Genomic DNA, 20958 nt, shown 5'->3' with positions numbered 1-20958 from the left:
TAACCCTTGTCTCTACAATTTGTCTAGCTCGTAGCCCCTTTAGCTTGGAAGTTACGCAAACGCAGGGCGTTAGTTACTACGGAAACTGAACTAAAAGCCATTGCGGCACCGGCGATGATGGGATTAAGTAACCAACCGAAGAAGGGGAAAAGAATTCCGGCGGCGATGGGAATTCCGGCGACGTTGTAAATGAAGGCAAAGAAGAGATTTTGACGAATATTGCGAATTGTAGCGCGGCTGAGTTGAATTGCTGTGACTATACCTTGTAAATCGCCAGATATTAAGGTAATATCACTGGCGGCGATCGCAATATCTGTACCTGTACCAATGGCTATACCCACATCGGCTTGGGCTAAAGCTGGTGCATCGTTAATTCCATCACCAACCATTGCTACAATTTTACCATCTGCTTGGATTGCTTGGACTGTAGCCGCTTTTTGATCGGGACGCACTTCGGCTAATACCCTTTTAATCCCGACTTCCCGCGCGATACTTTCGGCGGTGCGGCGGTTGTCACCAGTTAACATAACAACTTCTAAACCGAGTTTTTGTAATGCTTTTATCGCTTGGGTGGAAGTGGGTTTAATTGCATCTGCAATTCCCATTAATCCTTGAATTTCGCCGTCAATTGCTAACCATACGGCGGTTTTACCCAAATATTCTAAGCGTTCTTTATCTGGTTGCAAAGCTTGGGTGTGAATCTGCAATTCTTCCATCCAGCGTTGGGTACCAATTTGCACTAGTTGGTGAGAAACAATACCTTGTACACCACTCCCAGAAATTGCTTCAAAATCTCTCGCCTCTGTTAATGTTACTTCTTGAGATTGAGCATATCTGACAACTGCTTCGGCTAAAGGATGTTCAGAATTGCGTTCTAAGGATGCAGCTAATTGAATTAACTGAATTTCGTTGCCGTTAGCTGTACCATTAACTGTGAGAAAATCTGTAACTGTTGGTTTACCTTGGGTAATAGTGCCGGTTTTATCTAAAACAATGGTTTTAATTTGATGTGCTAATTCTAAGCTTTCTGCACCTTTAATTAAAATCCCGTTTTCTGCACCTTTACCCGTTCCCACCATTACCGAGGTGGGTGTAGCTAAACCTAAAGCACAAGGACAAGCGATAATTAACACCCCAACTGTAGTCATCAACGCCAGGGTGATATTACCCATGATGTTGTACCAAATTATAAAGGTAAAAAGCGCGATCGCAATTACTGCCGGCACAAACCATCCGGTAACTTGGTCTGCTAATCTTTGAATAGGTGCTTTTGAACCTTGGGCTTGCTGTACTAACTGCACAATCTGCGCCAAGACAGTATCTTTCCCTACCCTGGTAGCGCGAAATTGAAAACTTCCGGTTTTGTTGATAGTTGCACCAATAACTTCATCCCCCGGTTGCTTTTTCACTGCTATGCTTTCCCCGGTTACCATCGCTTCATCAACTGTGGATGTCCCCGCTACTACTTCGCCATCCACAGGAATTTTCTCACCAGGGCGCACCAATATTACATCACCAATTGCGACTTGCTCAATGGGTACATCGATTTCTTCACCGTTGCGAATCAACCGCGCAGTTTTCGCCTGTAAGCCGATTAGCTGGCGAATTGCTGCGGAAGTTTGTCCTTTGGCGCGATTTTCAAACAATCGCCCTAATAAAATTAAGGTAATCACAATCGCTGCCGTTTCATAATATACATCTGGCATTAATCCCTGAGATATGAAAAAGCCGGGAAGCAATGTGGCGAATAGAGAATAGAAATATGCGGCACTTGTACCCAAAACAATTAAAGTATCCATCGTTGCCGCATGACGCTTTAACGCTTTCCAGGTGTTAATGTAAAACGAGTAACCACACCAAAACTGTACGGGAGTTGTCAGGATTAATTGCAACCAAGGGTTATGCAACCATGTAGGGATAAAAGGCAGATTTAAGCCTGTCATCATCGGGAGGGAACCAATTAGCAATACAGTGCTAATAACGCCGCCTAGCGTCACCTTGCGCTGTAATTCGCGGGATTCTTGCTGACGATGTCGTTTTTCTTCATCATCTTCCCCCGCCAGCAAGTTTTGTGGTTGTAGGGGATAAGCTGCATAACCGGCGGCATCCACCGCATCTTGAATAGCTTGTAAATCCGTCTTTTTGGGATTGTAATCTACAGTTGCTTGTTCTGCTCCAAAATTGACAATACATTCATTCACACCAGGGACAGAACGAATAGCATCTTCTATACTTTTAGCACAGGCTGCGCAACCCATCCCCCGTAGCTTTAATGTGGCATTTTCCATATGCAAGCTCCAATTATGAAATTGTGTTCAAGATTAATTTCATCTTGAATCCTCCAGTGAACTGGAGTGTCAAGGGGGGTAAAGAAGAAAATTGGAACTAATACTAATTTGCAAAAATCATGCGACAGATTGTAGGGGCACTGGCACTGCCATGCCCTCTAGAATATTTTGATGTGTCGCCAAGATTATTTGAATTGGTATAAGCAGAAATTCCTATGTTTAGTCTAGAGTAACTGAACTCAGGAAAAATTTCCGTTAAAGTTCCTGGAGTTGGTAATAACAATTTGCAAAAATAATGGGACAGATGCTATGGCTACGGCAATGCCATGTCCTTTAGAATATATTGATGTAGCGCAAACAGTATTTAAATTTGGATAAAAAGCGCGATCGCTAAAATTTTGTGAAGAAACTTACAGCATATTTCAGGTAAATGAGGTATGCGCTTCGGGGCATGGCAGTGCCAGTGCCCCTACAATCAACGATAATTTGTACCTCACAAACTGGCAATCTGCTGTATATAAAAAAATATTTTATTTTAATTTCATTTATAAATGTCAATCTGAAAATTTAGGATTATTTCTTGATTTTTGAAATATAAGGGCAATGATATTTACCCGAAAGAGTTTATCTAATTCTTCCATATTGGCATCGCTGGAAGTTGCGGGTGATATTTCGCCTGCTGTTTTTTTAGACAAGATGAAAACCAAGATGCAAAATACAATTAAGGCGGTAATACTTGCCAAAAGATTCACAGGTAACACCCGCGCCACAATTGTTGTGTTTGATTGTTTTGTCAAATCCGCCAGCTTGATGATTTCTACTGCGCCTGAGTTGAATAACTCGCCACCCATTGAGGAACCTAGCAATAACAGCGAACCGCCGATAACTGGGGCGATTCCTGCTGCTTGTAGCAAAGGTAATAATACGGTTCCCACAATTGCGGCGGTGCTTGACTGACTAATGAGTGCCATATTCACAATGTAAGCCGCAATAATTCCCCCAGGAATTAACAACCATTTTCCCTGACGCAAAGGTGCTAGTAATAAGTGCGTCAAGTGGCGATCGCATTCTGTTAATTTTAAAACATAGGCAAACCCCATCGCTGTACAGATGGGAACTACCGTCTTTTCATTTGTCATTTGTTGACTAATTGTGACGAAAAGTTGCGGTAATTTACCTGCGATTAAAAACAAACCTGCTGCACATAATCCTAAACTTAACCGCACATCAATGCGCTTAAACATAAAGATTATGGCGATCGCAATAATTGCCAATGTTGCAATAATTTATGAGTAGGGGCATGGCAATGTTCATTGGTGTCAACTTAACGTGAAACCCCAACGATGCCACTGGCTAAAATCTGTTCCGGCACTCACAGCTAAACCAATTTGGTGTTGTGAAGATAGTTCATCGTGACCACCTTCATTTGCGCCAATGTAGTACATACGGAAACTGCCATCATCCATTGCTACTACACAAGGTGTGCCTACTGCCCGTGCATCCCAACGACCAGAACCCTTTTGAGCATGGGAAAAGATCGAACCTCCAACTTGCTGCCCTTGATGTTTTTGCCAATGAATCCCATCGTCAGAGACAGCTAGACCGATGGAGTGATAACCATTGCTGTTAACACCTTCGTAGAACATGACGTACTGTCCGTTTATTTTCAGAACATGGCGCGTACCAATGCCTCTCTCATCAAAACTTCCAGATTCACCAGGCCCTAAAATTTGACCGACTTTTTCCCAATGAAAACCATCATTAGACACAGCTAAACCGACTAAGAATTCTCTTTTTTGATTTAAGGTATGGTAGTACAATTTCCAGGTGCCATCATCATCAGGCAAGACTTGTGGCCAGGCGCAAAATAAGCTATCAAACTCCCCTTCCTGTCCTAAATCGAGAAAAGCTCCTTGATAACTACCTTCCAAACGTACCCAATTTATGCCATCACGAGAGATAGCACAACCAGGGCGCATATTTAACCCTTTAGCTTTAAAGCCTCCCATCTCAACAACTGTGTGGTTACCACCGAAATACCACATCCAATAAAGACCATTGTGAAAATAAACATTGCTTACACCAACATGGGCTGAGTCAAATCGGCTAGGATCTGGGTGAGGCTCAAAGACAGCCCCCATAGTTAATAATCCCTGGACGCGTTGCCAATGAATTCCATCAGCAGAAATCGCTAAACCACAGCGACCAGTGGGTAAATTAATTTGCCGATCAAAGGACGCATCTCGACCGTAGTACCACATCTTCCAAGTTCCATCGGGACATTGTAATACCTGTGGCGACGAAACTCGTTCAGAATCCCACCAGCCTTGCGCTCCAGGCGTTAAAATCAATCCTGGTTGATGATTTGAGGTTTTTGGGTGATTCATATTTAAAATTTCACTTGCAAATTGACACTCTCTTGGGAAGATCCAAAAAATCAAAGCAGATTTAATCAAGCACCATAAACAGCAATATCTCTCAAACTTTCAAATAAAACAACTAGGAAATTTGGCATTGCTGAATAAAGGGATGAAAATTCAAAATTTGATTTTTCAAACTCTTACTCTCTGCGCCTCTGCGCCTCTGCGTGAGACAAAAATCATCCCATCAATCAGCAACGCCCAATAAACGAGTAGCCAAAGCACAATCAATCGCGGCAACAAGACAGGTGAAAAAGCTTGCTACAAAACCCACCTTTGTGGGCTGTGTTCGATTAGCCGCACCCAAAAGTGAGGCGTAGATTAATCTGCTTCACCAATTAGGGTAAATGCAGCCCAATCGAAAGGATGGGAATATTGTTTTTTGGTAGTCAGTATTGCTTGACGTAACGCCACAGCTTTATCGGGATTTTTCTGGAGTTGGCGATAAAATTCGCTCATTAAAAAGGCGGTAGAATCATCATTTACAGCCCACAGGGAGACAATGACACTGGGTACGCCAGCAGTAATTAAAGAACGGGATAAACCGATGACACCATCGCCTGTAATGTTTCCGCCGGCAGTGTTACAAGCGCTGAGAACTACAAGTTCAGCATTGAGTTTCATATCAAGGATTTCGCTACTGGTGAGAAAGCCGTCATCTTGATTGCTGGCTGTGAGAGCGATCGCTCCAGGTACGCCTAATCCTTTAAAATCATCGAGTAAGCCATGAGTCGCAAAATGAATTATCCTAGCTTGCTTCATCTTGCTCACAATGGCTGTTTCTGTGGCTTTATTCCCAATAATCGCTTGGGTTTTCAATAATGCGGCGATTTGCTTTGCTTCTTTTTCTGCACCTGGAAGCGGTATTAATTTTTCATCTGTAATGGGAATTGTTGGCATCATCGGATTCCCAACAACCAGCACATCTTTCAGAGATTTGTTGAGGTTTTGTTTTTGCTTGCGGGTTAATTCTAAAACTTGAATAGCTGGTGCAGTTAAAATAGTGTGTTTATCGATTAAATACTTGCCTTGTTCATCTTGTAGTGCGGCAAAAGGTACTACAAATAGCGATTCTTGAGGAACAAAGATAACGCGGGCGTTAGCATCTGTTGGTAAATCTTGGGCAATTGGTTTAATTAATATTTGGTAGAGTTTTTGTAACTGCTGAGTTGGATTAGGTTGTAGGCTAGATTGGGGTTGAAAAATACCACGCTCTAATACTCCCATAGCTTTACGGCTCATAGTCACAAGTTGTGAGAGAGGAGTATCAGTAGCTTTTGATAAATCAACTGGCTTAAAGGTAATTTCACCTGTAGGTTTGATTAGCCAAATATAAAGTAATTTATCATCGATGATTGAATATTGAACTATAGTTGCATTCTCAACTTTAGCGATATTTTGAATTTGCTGGATTGTTAGGTGTTTGATATCTAACTGCGGGTTTGCTGTCTCTGATTGTTTAGCGGCTAGTAACTCAATAAAGGCTCTAGCTCTAGCGCGATCGCTCACTTCTAAGGCAGAATTAATTTTATTCTGGGCAATTAATGCTTGTTGTAGGAAGCGGTAAGTAAAAGCTTGTTGTTCAAAAAACGATACTTTATCCGCATCAGTTAAACCAGGGCGTAACGACTCTAAAATATCAATTGCAGCGAATAGATTCTTTTCTGCATTGGCATACTCGCCTAATTCGAGGTAAAGTAGGCCAATATTATTCAGACTAATTGCTTGTCCTGGTTTGTCGCCAACTTGTTGACGAATGGCTAAACCTTGCTGCGCAAATTGTAATGCTTGGGGATATTTTGCTAATTTATAGTAAATTGAGCCTATATTGTCAATAGTTGTACCTTCACCTCCTTTATCGCCAAGTTCTTTGGCAATCGCTAGAGATTTTTGATATAAATCCAATGCTTGGGGATATTGTCCCAAATCCTCATACAATAAAGCAGTATTATGCAGAGTTATTCCTTCCCCAGGTTTATCACCGATTTCTCTGCGAATAGCTAAAGCTTGCTCATAGGCTGCTAAAGCTTGAGGATACTGCTGTGAAAGGCGGTAAATCGCCCCCATATTATCAATGGTTCTCGCTTCTCCTGGTTTATCACCAATGTTTTTGGCGATCGCTAAAGATTGCTGATAAAATTTTAAAGCTTTGGCATACTGTCCTAAAAGTCGGTAAACTCCACCAATATTGTTGTAATTTAATGCTTCTCCCGCTTTGTCACCGATTTTTTGGTTAATCGCTAAAGCTTGCTGATAAAATTCTAAGGCTTGGGCATACTTTCCCAAATTGTCATATACCAAACCAAGATTATTCAGAACTGAACTTTCACCAACTTGATTACCAAGCTTTTTGTGAATAGTTAAAGCTTGCTGATAAAATTCCAAGGCTTTAGTATACTGTCCCATACTGTCATAAACTAAGCCAATGTTGTTGAGAGTTGTTCCTATTTCGGCTTGATTATTGATTTTTTGGTAAATAGCTAAAGCTTGCTGATAAAATTCCAGTGCTTGTGCATATTTTCCTAAATTGCGGTAAACAACACCAATATTATTGAGACTGATTCCTTGCCCCACTTGATTATTAAATTGTTTGTGAATTGCTAAAGCTTGCTGATAAAATTCTAAAGCTTTGGTATACTGTCCTTGCTGGCGGTAAATATCTCCAATATTATTAAAAATTGGCGCTTGTGCGGCTGTGTCACCATTTTTTTTAGTAATAGTTAAAGCTTGCTCGTAAGCTGCAATAGCTTGATTATACTGACCCAAATTGCTATACATTAAGCCAATATTATTGAGAATTGTCCCTTGTTCCTTTTCTAAGCCAAGTTCTTTCATCAAAGCTAAAACTTGCTGTAAGGTTTTTAATGCTTCTGTAAATTGTCCTTGTTTATAAAGTTGTGTAGCTTTTTGGTAAAGTTGCAATATTTGCTCGGCGATTTCTTTTTGTGTTGTTTGTGCTTGCGCTAGAAAAACAGAACCAGACAGAGGAAGAAACACAGGTGATGAAACTAGGGAAAAAACTACAGTCGCAACAACAATATATTTCCGGTAGCAATTCATGGGTAATACCAATTCAAAATTCAAAATTCAAAATTCAAAATTAAGAATCCAGACATAACAAGGCGTTGAGGTTGTGTATAGGAATCCGATTTGATTTCTGAAAAAATCTATGTATTTGTAGGGTGTGTTATCGCGTAGCGTAACGCACCAAAGCCTTCGGACGGTGCGTTAGCCTCCGGCATAACGCACCCTACGTATATTTCAAAAATCAAATATGAATCCTATATCTGTTGCATTCTTTTTTCAAATTGGTGTAAGTTTTCCAGTAGCTTTTAAAGCATAAAAGAAACCGGGTTTGTCATCAACTTTGAACAACCCGGTTGTGATTTCAGCCATCAGCATTATGCAATGTCTTAGCTAGCTTCAATTTCTTTAATGGCGTTATCAGCCTTTTGCGCCAAATCTAATTTATTTTCTTGTTTAAATAAAGTAGATGCTTGGCGTAAATCAGCAAGTGCGCCTGCTTTATCTTTTAATGCCAAATTGGTAAAACCGCGAAAATAGTAAGCTAAAGAAATATCAGGCGTAATCTTTAAAGCACTGTCAAAATCAGATTTTGCTAATTGGTATTCGTTGAGATACATCCTCGCCGCACCTCTACCAACATAAGCATAAATATTGTTCGGTTCAATTTTCAAAACATTACTAAATTCCGTTGCAGCACCTTGATAGTCTTCTTTATCTAAACGTTCAATTCCCCGTTTGAGGGAAGCTTCAGCGTTATTTTCTGCTGGTACTTGTGCGATGAATTTTGCTGCTGCTGTTTGGGAATTGTTGAATAAGCTTGTGGCTTCAGCTTTGGGAGCTTGAGTTAATGTTGCTAAGGCAATTACGGCGACGGCAAATTTTAACACTTTCATTGCTATTTCTCCTAAAGTACTAAGTTTTTAACTAGTTCCAAAGTTAATTTGCTTGCTTCACCCCTATATATCTCTGGGTTTCTGGAGGTTATGCAAAAATTTCCCTCGCTTGTAGCTTGCAACTAGCGCTAAATAGACTAACTTATACAAATTAAGTATGTTTACGTAGACTATCAATGATGATTTATCGTGGTATTGAGAAAAATAGCTGTTTAATAAAAATGCAAAAATTCAGTATTAATACTTGGGTAAAAACTTTACAATTAGGTAATTTCATTTTTATTTAAGAATTTTGGGTGATAAATTGCGATATCGCGATCGCACTGCAAATTCAGTTTCGCGACTTGTAAATCAAGTAAATGAATCGTAAATCAAGTTTTCTAATTGCTAAATCAAGTATACGAATCGTAAATCAAGTTTTCTAATTCGTAAATCAAGTAAATGAATCGTAAATCAAGTTTTCTAATTGCTAAATCAAGTATACGAATTGTAAATCAAGTATAGAAATCTTGTACAAGCACCACAATTGATAAACAAGCTAATTGCGATAAATTTGCCTATATATATAATTAATTCCCTTGCTAGCTCATGCCCACGCGCCAATGCTAATTTTATCTCTACACTTTATCATCAAGGGAAATTTGGCTGTAGCCCCGCTTTGGTATCAACAGGCTCCCCCAATGCCCCATGCCCCATGCCCAATGCCCAACATATAAATCTCTAACTTAGTGCTGATATTCTGGTCAAAAAAATTGGTGTTATATAATAGATAAATAAGTAAAGTAATATATAAAATATCCAGTTATTGTGACCAATCAAAGCTCTGAGAATTTACTGAATTTACCGCTAGAAATCGCCACAGATAATGGCTATAAATTTAGCTGGTTTGATTGGTTTTGCCTCTGGTATCCTCCAGGCTGGCTAATATTATTTAACCGTCATTGGCAACATTACCATCAAGACCCAGAAGGCTGGAATTGGCTGGAATATATCTTATTTTTATTACCTGGGGGATTTTATCTAGCGCTGTTAATCCGTTGGCTGCGTTTAGGTTGTCGCGCACCAAAACAAGAAATTGATGAATTTGACCCCCAATATCAAAAAGCCTTTAGTAAAGAAGTGCTGACTCCGATTGTGAAATATTATTTTCAAGGGGAGTTAAAACAACTAGAAAACTTACCGCAAACAGGGCCGTTAATTGTGACGATGAACCATGCAGGAATGAGTTTTCCCTGGGATTTTTTAACCTTAGCAGAATTACTAAGTCAAGAGCGAGGATGGACAGTACAACCCCTAGCAGGAGTATCCTTATTTGAGCATCCTTGGATGGTTTGGTGGTTACCGGCTGGTTGGTCTAATGTATTAGGAGGGGTTCGCGCTGAATTTAAAGCTTTTGAAACAGCGATACAGCAACGAAAAATCCTGCTGTATGCACCAGAAGGGTTACGGGGGCCATTAAAAGGTTGGCGCAGACGCTATCAATTGCAGAAATTTGATGTTAGTTTTATGCAATTGAGCGATCGCTATCAAGTACCCATTCTCCCAGTCTTGTGTGTTGGTAACGAATATTTACATCCTTTCACAATAAATTGGCAAAAATTGCAACGTTTATTTAAATTACCATTTTTACCTTTATCCCCATTGATGCTGCTATTAATTCTTTTTCCTTCAATGGGTGTATGGGCAATGAAAACTCGCTTGCGTTACTTTATTCAACCATTAGAACCGTTAGCAACCACAGATAAATTTGCTAATTCCCATACAAAGCGCACAAACCTATATCAACAAGCGCAAAAACTCCGGGAGAAATTACAAATTCAAATCAATCAGTTGCTAAATCATCAGTCATCTTGATTCTGCTCTAATCTAAAGATTTCCTTAATTATTTTAGAGAACTCAAAAAACTCTGCATACCTATGCGCTAACCTTAGCCTCCCTTTGCCTTCAAGAAAGGTGTGTTGTATGCAGCTTCACAAATAAATAGTCTAAAATTAACCTGTTACTAGTCCTCATATTCCCCAGACTTGTAACAATATTGATATTTGTTAAAATTAAGTCAAAATTTAAAGATTTATAATTTAACATGCATTTAAGTCAAAAATTATTACCAGCAATTTTTATTTTAATTTAAGGTTTTACTGCTCGTTATCTATAAACTTCACTCAATATTAAGCGATTGTTTGATATGAAAATTTTAGTTGTCGAGGATGACGAGTTACTCGCAGCAGTACTCAGAGAAATTCTCAATACCCAAAACTATGCAGTCGAACTAGCAAGTGATGGTATTGCTGGTAAGGATTTAATCGAAACTTACGATTACGATTTAATTTTATTAGATGTCCTGCTGCCGAAACTAGATGGTATAAGTCTTTGCCGCCATATCCGTTCCCGTGGCTTACAAATGCCAGTCTTATTATTGACAGGGTGCGATAGCAGCCATGAAAAAGCAATTGGGCTAGATGCGGGTGCAGATGACTATGTAGTTAAACCATTCGATCAAGAAGAATTAGTCGCGCGGGTTCGTGCTTTATTGCGTCGTGGCGGAAAAACCACTCAACCAGTATTGGAATGGGGGAATTTACACCTAGATCCTAGTAGTTGTGAAGTTAGTTATAATGGCGAGTTGCTGTCATTAACTCCCAAAGAATACGCCCTGTTAGAATTATTCTTGCGCAATAACCGCCGCGTATTTAGTTGTGGGATGATTTTAGAACATCTCTGGTCTTATGAAGATACACCAGGGGAAGAAGCTGTACGTACCCACATTAAAGGTTTGCGGATGAAATTACGCAATGCGGGAGCGCCTAGCGATTTTGTGGAAACAGTGTATGGAATTGGCTATCGTCTCAAACCCCAAGCGGTTGAGGAACCTTATAAAAGCGAATTAGAACGTAGCAAAGCCAACCAACCCAGCCAAAAAACACAGCAACAAACAATCGCCGCCGTCGCCGAAATTTGGCAACGCTTCCAAGAAAGAGTTAGGGAACAGGTGGGAGTAATAGAGCAAGCAGCAGCTGTTAACTACAAATCTTTAAGTCCAGAATTACGTCAGCAAGCTACCCAAGAAGCCCATACTTTAGCAGGTTCCTTAGCTACCTTTGGTTTACCTTTAGGTTCCAAGTTAGCGCGGAAAATTGAACAACTGCTGAAATCTGATAAAACCTTAACTCAATCAGATACAAGTAAATTAAAAACTTGGGTACAGCAATTACGCCAAGAAATTGAGAGTAAACAGCAGGAAACAGAACCCGAAGCAGCAACAACGGCGGATGATAGGGCATTAGTGTTAGTGGTGGATAAAGAACAGTCTTTAGTGGCAAATCTCACAGCAGAATCTGCTAACAGCAATGTGAAATTTACCAACACCACTAATATCGAGAATGCTCAACATATAATTTACCGCGATCGCCCCAGCGTTGTACTACTCGACCCTAGCGTGTCTGCGAATCAAGAAGCAAGTTTGAATTTACTCGCAGAACTTTCTCGCCAGCAGCCGCCCATACCAGTGCTAGTTTTGACCGAGCAGAGCGATTTTAGTAACCGCTTGCAACTAGCACGCAACGGCGGACACACCTTTTTGCAAAAGCCCATGCCGGCGGCGCAGGTGTTAGAAGCAATTACCCAAGTATTGCAACAAGCGCCCCTGACAGAAGCGAAAATTTTAGCCGTAGATGACGATCCCAAAATTTTGGCATTGTTACAAACTTTACTTAGTCCTTGGGGTTTAAAAGTCATCGGTTTGGAAGATCCCCGACAATTTTGGACAACATTACAAACAGTATCCCCCGATTTGCTGATTCTGGATGTACAAATGCCGCACACCAATGGCATTGAAATCTGCAAAGTCGTGCGCAACGATTCCCGATGGAGCGAATTACCGATATTATTCCTGACAGTTCACAGCGATGCGGAAATCGTCAACCAAGTATTTAGTGTTGGGGCTGATGATTTTGTTCGTAAGCCAATTGTAGGGCCAGAATTGGTAACGCGGATTCTCAATCGCCTAGAGCGGATTAAATTGTTGCGTCGGGTAACGAATAGCCGAAGTTTTGATGAAGGCAGAAGGCACACTTCGACTTCGCTCAGTGTGCAGGAGGTAGATGGCAGAAGGGAAGAATTGCGTGAAGGTAGGAGGGAGGTTTTAGGTAAGGGGCACACCCTGAGCGCAGTTGAAGAGAGCCGCAGTCACTCAGAAGTAGAAGAAATTCCTTCTGCCTTATCTCATCCCAAACCAGATAATCGCTGGCAGGCAATTTTTGAAGCGGAGCCAGAATGTGTCAAAATTATTGCGGTTGATGGGACTTTGTTGGAAATCAACCCGGCGGGAATTTTGATGCTGGAGGCGGAAAGCAGTGAAGCGTTGATTGGTAAATCAGTGTATTCGCTGTTAGCTCCAGAATATGCAGTAGCATTTCGCTCATTTCATCACAGTATTTGTCAAGGTAATAAAGGGACTCTGCAATTTGAGATCGTTACTTGTAAAGGTAATCGGCGCTGGATGGAAACTCACGGTGTACCTTTACCTTGCGAAACTGAGGGTAAATGCGAAGTCGCGGGAGAAATGCTAAATCTGGCAATTACCCGCGACATTACAGAATATAGAAAAGCTGAGACAGAAATTCGTCGGGTAAATCGCACGTTACAGGCTTTGACTAATTGCTCGCAAGTGCTGGTACGTGCCAAAGATGAATTAGAACTGCTGCAAAGAATTTGCCAAATGATTGTGGAGGTGGGCGGTTATCGTTTGGCTTGGGTGGGTTTTGCGGAAGATGATGCCCAAAAAACGATTTGCCCTGTCGCTCAAGCTGGTTATGAAGCTGGATATTTGCAATCGCTCAATCTAACTTGGGCGGATACAGTTGAAGGTAGAGTCCCCGCAGGTACAGCGATTCGCACTAGACAGACAACGATTATTCAAAATATATTAACAAACCCCGATTTTGAAGTGTGGCGGTGTCAGGCGACAAAACAAGGTTATGCTTCTGCGATCGCATTACCATTAATTACAGATAATCAAGCATTTGGGGTATTGCTCATTTACGCTGCTGAACCAGATTCCTTTGATAGCGATGAAGTGCAGTTACTCGAAGCACTAGCCACAGACGTAGCTTATGGGATTATGGCATTACGCAACCAACGCGATCGCCAATTGGCGCAAATTGCTTTACAACAAAGTCAGCGCAGCTATCAACAGCTAGTGGAATTGTGCCCGGAAGCGATTTTTATTGAACGGGACGGTTATTTTATCTTTGCCAATAGTGCCGCAGTCAAGATGTTTGGCGCTAAAGCACCGACAGAATTAGTTGGTAAACCAATTCTGGATTTTGTTCACCCCTATTCCCAAGAAGCAATGCGGGAAAGTTTCCATTTGTTGAAAGAATATAAACAGGAAATACCTTTACATGAGGCGCAATTTGTGCAGTTAGATGGAAATGCGATCGCCCTAGAAATCGCCGCCGCTCCATGTACTTACCAAAATCAAGATGCTTCTCAATTCATCGTCCGGGATATTACCAAACACAAACAAACTGAAGAATTCTTACATAAAACTAACAGCGAATTAGAATTGCGCGTCGCCGAACGCACCGCCGAGTTAATTAGCTTAAATCGCAAATTACAGTCAGAATTAGACGAACGCCAAAAAATTCAAGAACAATTGCGCATCTCCCAAGCCAAATTTGCGCGGATTTTAGATATTGCTGACGATGCGATTATTTCCATCGATTCCCAGCAAAAAATCACCTTATTTAACCAAGGAGCCGAGAAAATTTTTGGCTATACAGCCCAAGATGCGATCGGACAACCCCTAGATTTACTCTTACCCTTACGCTTTGCTCAAGCCCATCGTCACCATGTCGCAGACTTTGGTACATCTCCCAACTTAGCGCGGCGAATGGGAGAACGGCGAGAAATCTTTGGTAGGCGGCGGGATGGTACGGAATTTCCGGCGGAAGCTTCCATATCTAAGTTAGCTCATGGAGACGAAGTATATTATACAGTAATTCTCAGGGATATTACAGAGCGCAAGCAAATCGAACGGATGAAGGATGAATTCGTCTCCGTTGTCAGCCACGAACTGCGTACACCCTTAACTTCAATTCACGGTTCCCTGGGAATGCTCACCAGTGGTTTACTCCCACCCACATCTGAGCAAGGAAAACGCCTGCTACAAATTGCTACCGACAGCACGGATCGTTTAGTTCGCTTAATTAACGACATCTTAGATATCGAGCGCATCGAATCTGGGAGAGTGAAAATGGAGCGGGAAGTCTGCAATATTGCAGACTTGATTGAATCAGCAGTAAATATTATGCAACCCTTAGCCGAGCGCGCTGGTGTAAAATTGTCGATTTCCAGTTTATCTCTGGAGTTGTGGATCGATCCCGACAGAATTGTGCAAACCCTCACCAATTTACTCAGTAACGCCATTAAATTTTCCCCCCCAGGCGCAACGGTATGGTTAGTAGCTACCCAAGAAGAAAATGAAGTGATGTTCACCGTCAAAGATACCGGGCGGGGCATACCCGAAGATAAACTAGATAGTATCTTTGAGCGCTTTCAACAAGTTGATTCCTCCGATTCTCGCAACCATGACGGTACAGGCTTAGGTTTAGCCATTTGCCAAAGCATCGTGCAACAGCATGGCGGGAAGATTTGGGTGGAAAGTACCTTAGAGCAAGGTAGTACATTTTACTTTGCCATTCCCATAGAGCGATCGCCCGAAACAAGCGAAACATTCCCCCCACATCAACATTCAGAGGCGATAAATCATTACGCACCATTGGTTTTAGTTTGCGATGACGATCCCTTCATTAGTAAAGAACTGCAAAAATTACTAGAAACAGGCGGTTATCGAGTGGTAACAGTTACTACAGGCGAAGAAGCGATCGCTTTAGCCGCCAGTCAACATCCAGATGTGATTTTACTAGATTTATTAATGCCGGGGATGAATGGATGGGAAACAATGGCAGTATTAAAAGAACGCCCAGACACCAAAGATATTCCGATTGTAATTTGTAGCGTCTACAAACCCAGCGTTAACAGTCAATCTAATGTAGACTTTGCTGATTGGGTAAGTAAACCAGTCCCCGAAAATTACTTATTACAATCACTCAGACAAGTAGTAGCGAAATCTTCCAAACGAGTGCGCATCCTAATTGTCGAAGACGATCGCGATTTAGCACAACTACTAATTACCTTATTGGAGCGACACGACATTGAAACCTTCCTCGCCCAAACCGGTAGAGAAGCCATTCACCTCAGCCAGCAAGTAAATCCCGATTTATTAATTCTTGACCTAATTTTGCCAGAAAGCGATGGATTTGCCGTAGTAGACTGGTTAAAAAAACACAATCAACTCTGTAGCACCCCTGTAGTAGTGTATTCAGCCAAAGATTTAGACGAGTCAGAACGTAATAGACTCAAATTAGGACACACAGAATTTTTAACCAAAGGAAGAGTGACAACCCAAGAATTTGAACACCGCGTAATGGAGCTACTTCAAAGAATGACCAAGAATCAACAAGAAGGTGGTAGCAATGACACAGAAGCGAATTCTCGTGGTTGATAACGAAGAATATATTCAAGAAGTTGCCAAAATTTGCCTAGAAACCGTCGCCGCTTGGGAAGTGATGACAGTCAGTTCAGGTAAAGAAGGCATCATCAAAGCCGAAACTTGGCAACCAGATGTAATTTTACTCGATGTGATGATGCCTGATATGGATGGAATCGCCACCTTTGAAAAATTACAAGCAAATCCCGCCACAAAAAACATCCCCGTAATTTTATTAACCGCCAAAATCCAAGCCGCAGATCGTCGCCGCTACGCACAGATGGGCATGGCAACTGCGATCGCAAAACCATTCAATCCGCTAGAATTAGCAGGGCAAATTTCCACGGCTTTGGGGTGGTGAAGGAGACAACTGACAACTGACAACTGACAACTGACAACTGACAACTGACAACTAACCATTTTTAATTAAACGTTTTTGCAAGGCAACGAGAACGGCTTGAGTGCGATCGCTTACTTCTAATTTCTGTAAAATAGCATGAATATGCACCCGCACTGTTCCCGGTGCAATATATAATTCCTGGGCTATTTCTTGATTGGTTTTACCTGCGGCTAACAGTGTGAGAATTTCTTGTTCGCGTACAGTTAAGGGATTTACAGGCTTTGTTTGTGCTTCTATCTCCGATGGTTCAGAACTTAAAGAAGAACGAATTTCTTGAGTTGCAGTTGCATCCCACCAAGAAGCACCAGCCGCAACAGAACGCAGTGCTAAAACTAATTTTTCCGCCGCAATACCTTTGAGACAGTAGCCTTGCGCGCCGGCTTCTATTAGGCGTGTAATTAAGGGTTTTTGGGAATGGGAAGTCAAGACTAAAATCGGTAACAGAGGATTTTGCTGTTTAATTTGTCTACAAGCTTCAATTCCACCAATTCCCGGTAAACCTACATCTAACAGCACCACATCCACAAGAGTTTGCTTAACTAACTCAATAGCTGTTTCCCCATCTTCAGCTTCCGCGACAATCTCTAACTCAGGTTCTTGTTGCAATCGCACCCGCAAACCTAAGCGAAAAAGTTCGTCATCTTCAACCAGGAGAATTTTGATCATTTGTCAATAGTCAATAGTCAATAGTCAATAGTCAATAGTCAATAGTTCATAATTTATCTCCCCTGCCCCCTGCCCCTTGTTCCTCTTCCCTAGCCCCTAAATTGGGTAAACAGGTAATTTGAAAGCAAACATTGCACCAGTGGGTACTCTGTTTTCTGCCCAAATTATACCGCCGTGAGCTGTAATAATTTGGCGAGATAAATAAAGTCCTAAGCCTGAACCTTTGGCTTGACGGTTGCTATGTCCTTGATAAAATCTTTCAAAGATATGAGGTAACTCTGCTGTTTCAATTCCCGCGCCTGTATCTAAAATTTTCACAACTTGGTAATTAGTTTGCGGTTCTAAAACTACTTCTACTCTTCCCCCGCGCCGGGAATGGTTAATTGCATTGACTAATAAATTATTAAATACTCGCTGTAGTTGCAAAGCATCACCTTGAACCCATAAGGCGCTTCGCCAATCGGAATCGCCATAACTCACCGCTAAATGAACGCGACGATTGGCGGCTAATTCAATTAAACTGCTAGCGGCATCTTCTGCTAAGTTGGTTAAATCTACAGGGGCTAAGTTGAGTTTTAAACCTTCCGTATCGTTGCGATAGATATCTAATAAAGTTTCTAACAGTTGTAGGGAAGTTTGATGGCTGCGCGCCATTGTCGCTAAAACTTGTTGCTGGGTGGATGATACAGAGCCAAATTTTTCTTGTTGAAAGGCTTTGATGGTTTCAATTGCACCTAGCAAAGGGGTTTTTAAATCATGGGTGATTGTCGAAGCAAAATCTTCGCGGACTTTGACTAATTCCGCTTGCGATTCTAGTTTAGCACGGGCGATCGCGATCGCTTCTTGAGAACGACGCAGGCGATCGCTTAATATACCTGTAACAATCAAAGCCATAACTGCGATCGCGCGACTAGCAATAGTCGATGCTTTTATTGTTTCATGTTCTGGCAAAAAAATATTTAAAATCGTGAAGCCGACTGCAATTAATGTGGTGTAAAAGGTAGCCATCCTGCCATACCAGGAATTAGCTAATAATATGGGCCCTGTATATAGATATCCAAATACATATTCAGTTGGTGTAGAAAACTCCATCAATATGACAGTCAAAAATAGCCCCAAGATGACTGTAAACCTACTAGCTTGATAGTTATTGGGCATGGGGTATTGGGCATGGGGCATGGGGCATTGGGGATTGGCACATCAATATATTCTAGAGGGCATGGCAGTGCCATGCCCCTACCATTTGTCACATTCTTGTTTCAAATTGGGAAATCATTGTTAATCTTGGTGTTTAGGTAACTATCTAAACGCTCTAAACGCTAGATATAGAAATAATAAACGCTTGACTATATCTAAAATAAACCTGTTTTTATATCTTAAGTATATTGAATATGTGACTCAATTAATTGATGATGAAATTAAATAAATACAGCAGATTGTAGGGGCAAGGCACTGCCTTGTCCTAGAGATATATCTCGTTTGTCAGATAAATTCAGCATCACCAATTGAGATAACTCATCATGTTACAAGGATGGATACAAATAGGATTAACGCTACTCATTGTCGCGGCGATAACTCCTATTTTTGGTAGATATATAGCGCGGGTTTTCTTAGAACAGCGAACTTGGCTCGATTCAATTCTCAATCCAGTTGAAGGATTGCTTTATTCTTTAGTTGGCGTTCCCACTAAAGAAAATATGACAGGTTGGCAGTACGCCAGAGCTATTTTGTATAGCAATATAGTGATGGGGTTGCTAATATTTTTCATTCTGATTAATCAAGGATGGCTACCCCTGAACCCAACTAAGATTGGTGCGCCAACTTGGGACACAGCATTACACACAACTATATCTTTTATTACTAATACCAACCAGCAACATTATTCCGGGGAAACTTACCTCAGCTATGGTAGCCAAATTTGGGGACTGGGTTATCACATGTTCACCTCGGCGGCGACTGGGTTGGCGGTGGGGATTGCTTTTATTCGTGGGTTGACTGGTAGACCTTTAGGTAATTTCTATGTAGATTTAATTCGGGCAATTACGCGGATTTTATTACCTATTTGTATTGTCGGCGCTATTGTTTTGATGGCAGCTGGCGTACCGGAAACTTTAGCGGGGCCTGTTGTTTTCCCTACTTTAGAAGATTCTAATATAAGTCAGGCGATCGCGCGCGGCCCGGTTGCCCATTTTGAAATCATCAAACAATTAGGAGAAAACGGCGGCGGCTTTTTCGCTATCAACTCAGCCCATCCTTTTGAAAATCCCAACCCATTGACAAACTTAATTGAGATTGTGGCGATGCTATCTATCCCCACATCGCTGATTTATACATACGGTTTGTTTGCCAATAACCGCAAACAAGCTTGGTTAGTCTACGGGATGGTAAGCGTACTTTTCCTCATATTCGTGATTGTTAACGCCGTTGGGGAATATAACGGAAATTCCGCAGTCAATGGGATTTTAGGCAGTACACAACCGAATTTAGAAGGCAAGGAAGTACGATTTGGTTGGGCGCAGTCGGCATTATTTGCCACAGCCACCACAGGAACCATGACTGGTGCAGTTAATAGTATGCATGATTCCTTTATGCCTAACGGCGGTTTTGTCACCCTGTCGAATATGTTCTTGCAAATTATATGGGGTGGACAAGGTACGGGAACAGCTTATTTATTTGCCTACTTAATTTTGGCAGTATTTGTCACAGGTTTAATGGTAGGGCGCACGCCAGAATTTCTCGGACGCAAAATCGAAAAGCGCGAGGTGGTGCTGGCAAGTTTTCTGATTTTGTTAGTTCATCCCATCGCCATCATGATTCCTGCGGGTATCACCTTAGCCTTCCCCGAACAACTGACAGGAATTAGTAACCCCGGCTTTCACGGTTTTGCCCAAGTCATTTATGAATACGCTTCGGCGGCGGCTAATAATGGTTCGGGATTGGAAGGTTTAGGCGATTCCCAACCATCACCCATAGCTATTGCTTCAGGTGCAAAAACCACCGTCACCGCTTTGTGGTGGAACCTCAGTACTTGTTTCAGTTTACTTGCTGGGCGCTACATCCCCGTTATTGGTTTGCTGTTGCTTGCAGATAGTTTATCTCGTAAACAACAAGTTCCTTTCAACGTCGGTACATTGCGCACCGACACCGGATTATTTACAGGTGTCACCGCCGGCGTAATTTTAATTCTCGGCGCGCTGACATTCTTCCCCGTTCTAGCATTCGGCCCCATTGGTGAAGCATTTTATATGGGCATGGGGCATGGGGCATTGGGCATTGGGCATTAAGTGTTGGGCATGGGGCATGGGGCATTGGGCATTGGGTATTGAAGGTGCAACATTCAAGCTCAAAGCTGCAAGTTTCGGCATCAAAGCTGCAATGTTCGTGTTCAAAACCTCAACGTTCGTGTTCAAAACCTCAACGTTCGTGTTCAAAACCTCAACGTTCGTGTTCAAAACCTCAACGTTCGTGTTCAAAACTGCAACGTTCGTGTTCAAAACCTCAACGTTCATGTTCAAAACCTCAACGTTCGTGTTCAAAACTGCAACGTTCATGTTCAAAACCTCAACGTTCATGTTCAAAACCTCAACGTTCATGTTCAAAACCTCAACGTTCATGTTCAAAACCTCAACCGTCACCCTAAAAGCCTCAACAAACATTATAAATTCACCACGCCTTATGCCCCAATCACCGCTTCCTTGTCTCCCTTGTCCCC

The 20958-nt window shown here is 41.7% G+C and carries 12 protein-coding genes; 4 read left to right on the top strand and 8 right to left on the bottom strand.

The window, feature by feature from the left end; all coding sequences use genetic code 11:
- Positions 1-23: 23 nt before the first annotated feature.
- From AACW45_RS18005 to AACW45_RS17985, 5 genes are all read right to left on the bottom strand, one after another.
- Positions 24-2288, bottom strand: a complete 2265-nt coding sequence (locus AACW45_RS18005; RefSeq protein ID WP_190633938.1) for a heavy metal translocating P-type ATPase — start codon at positions 2286-2288, stop codon at positions 24-26.
- A gap of 554 nt (positions 2289-2842) precedes the next feature.
- Positions 2843-3532, bottom strand: coding sequence for a hypothetical protein (locus AACW45_RS18000; RefSeq protein ID WP_242045716.1), 690 nt, complete (start codon positions 3530-3532; stop codon positions 2843-2845).
- Between the two features lie 75 nt (positions 3533-3607).
- Positions 3608-4675: a glycosyl hydrolase gene (locus AACW45_RS17995; protein ID WP_190633936.1), complete on the bottom strand. Its 1068-nt coding sequence runs from the start codon at positions 4673-4675 to the stop codon at positions 3608-3610.
- Positions 4676-5029: 354 nt separating this feature from the next.
- Complete coding sequence (locus tag AACW45_RS17990; RefSeq protein WP_190633933.1) at positions 5030-7768, bottom strand: CHAT domain-containing protein; 2739 nt, start codon at positions 7766-7768, stop codon at positions 5030-5032.
- A gap of 353 nt (positions 7769-8121) precedes the next feature.
- Complete coding sequence (locus tag AACW45_RS17985) at positions 8122-8628, bottom strand: tetratricopeptide repeat protein (protein ID WP_190633931.1); 507 nt, start codon at positions 8626-8628, stop codon at positions 8122-8124.
- A gap of 807 nt (positions 8629-9435) precedes the next feature.
- On the opposite strand from AACW45_RS17985, the gene AACW45_RS17980 reads away from it, so the two are divergent.
- From AACW45_RS17980 to AACW45_RS17970, 3 genes are all read left to right on the top strand, one after another.
- Positions 9436-10482, top strand: a complete 1047-nt coding sequence (locus AACW45_RS17980) for a 1-acyl-sn-glycerol-3-phosphate acyltransferase (protein WP_190633930.1) — start codon at positions 9436-9438, stop codon at positions 10480-10482.
- 331 nt (positions 10483-10813) lie between these two features.
- Positions 10814-16195, top strand: a complete 5382-nt coding sequence (locus AACW45_RS17975; protein WP_190633927.1) for a response regulator — start codon at positions 10814-10816, stop codon at positions 16193-16195.
- Positions 16167-16541 carry a response regulator gene (locus tag AACW45_RS17970; protein WP_190633926.1) on the top strand — a complete coding sequence of 125 codons (375 nt, stop codon included), beginning with the start codon at positions 16167-16169 and terminating at the stop codon, positions 16539-16541. Before AACW45_RS17975 ends, AACW45_RS17970 begins: the two co-directional genes overlap by 29 nt.
- 51 nt (positions 16542-16592) lie before the next feature.
- On the opposite strand, the gene AACW45_RS17965 is transcribed toward AACW45_RS17970, so the two are convergent.
- Both AACW45_RS17965 and AACW45_RS17960 read right to left on the bottom strand, forming a co-directional pair.
- On the bottom strand, positions 16593-17246 hold the full coding sequence (locus AACW45_RS17965) for a response regulator transcription factor (RefSeq protein ID WP_190633924.1): 654 nt from the start codon (positions 17244-17246) through the stop codon (positions 16593-16595).
- Positions 17247-17342: 96 nt separating this feature from the next.
- Positions 17343-18425, bottom strand: a complete 1083-nt coding sequence (locus AACW45_RS17960; RefSeq protein WP_190633922.1) for a sensor histidine kinase — start codon at positions 18423-18425, stop codon at positions 17343-17345.
- A 341-nt stretch (positions 18426-18766) separates the two neighbouring features.
- Here AACW45_RS17960 and kdpA point away from each other — a divergent pair, with 341 nt between their 5' ends.
- Positions 18767-20530 carry a potassium-transporting ATPase subunit KdpA gene (gene kdpA, locus AACW45_RS17955; protein ID WP_190633920.1) on the top strand — a complete coding sequence of 588 codons (1764 nt, stop codon included), beginning with the start codon at positions 18767-18769 and terminating at the stop codon, positions 20528-20530.
- Here the strand turns inward: kdpA and AACW45_RS17950 are convergent.
- Positions 20459-20902: a hypothetical protein gene (locus AACW45_RS17950; RefSeq protein WP_190633917.1), complete on the bottom strand. Its 444-nt coding sequence runs from the start codon at positions 20900-20902 to the stop codon at positions 20459-20461. The two genes, kdpA and AACW45_RS17950, sit on opposite strands and share 72 nt — an antisense overlap.
- Between the last annotated feature and the right edge of the window lie 56 nt (positions 20903-20958).

It is taken from the genome of Calothrix sp. FACHB-168, from assembly GCF_963889195.1.
Lineage (GTDB): Bacteria > Cyanobacteriota > Cyanobacteriia > Cyanobacteriales > Nostocaceae > Aulosira > Aulosira anomala_A.
Note: the sequence above shows the minus strand (reverse complement) of the source record. Positions and strands in the feature narration are given on the sequence as shown.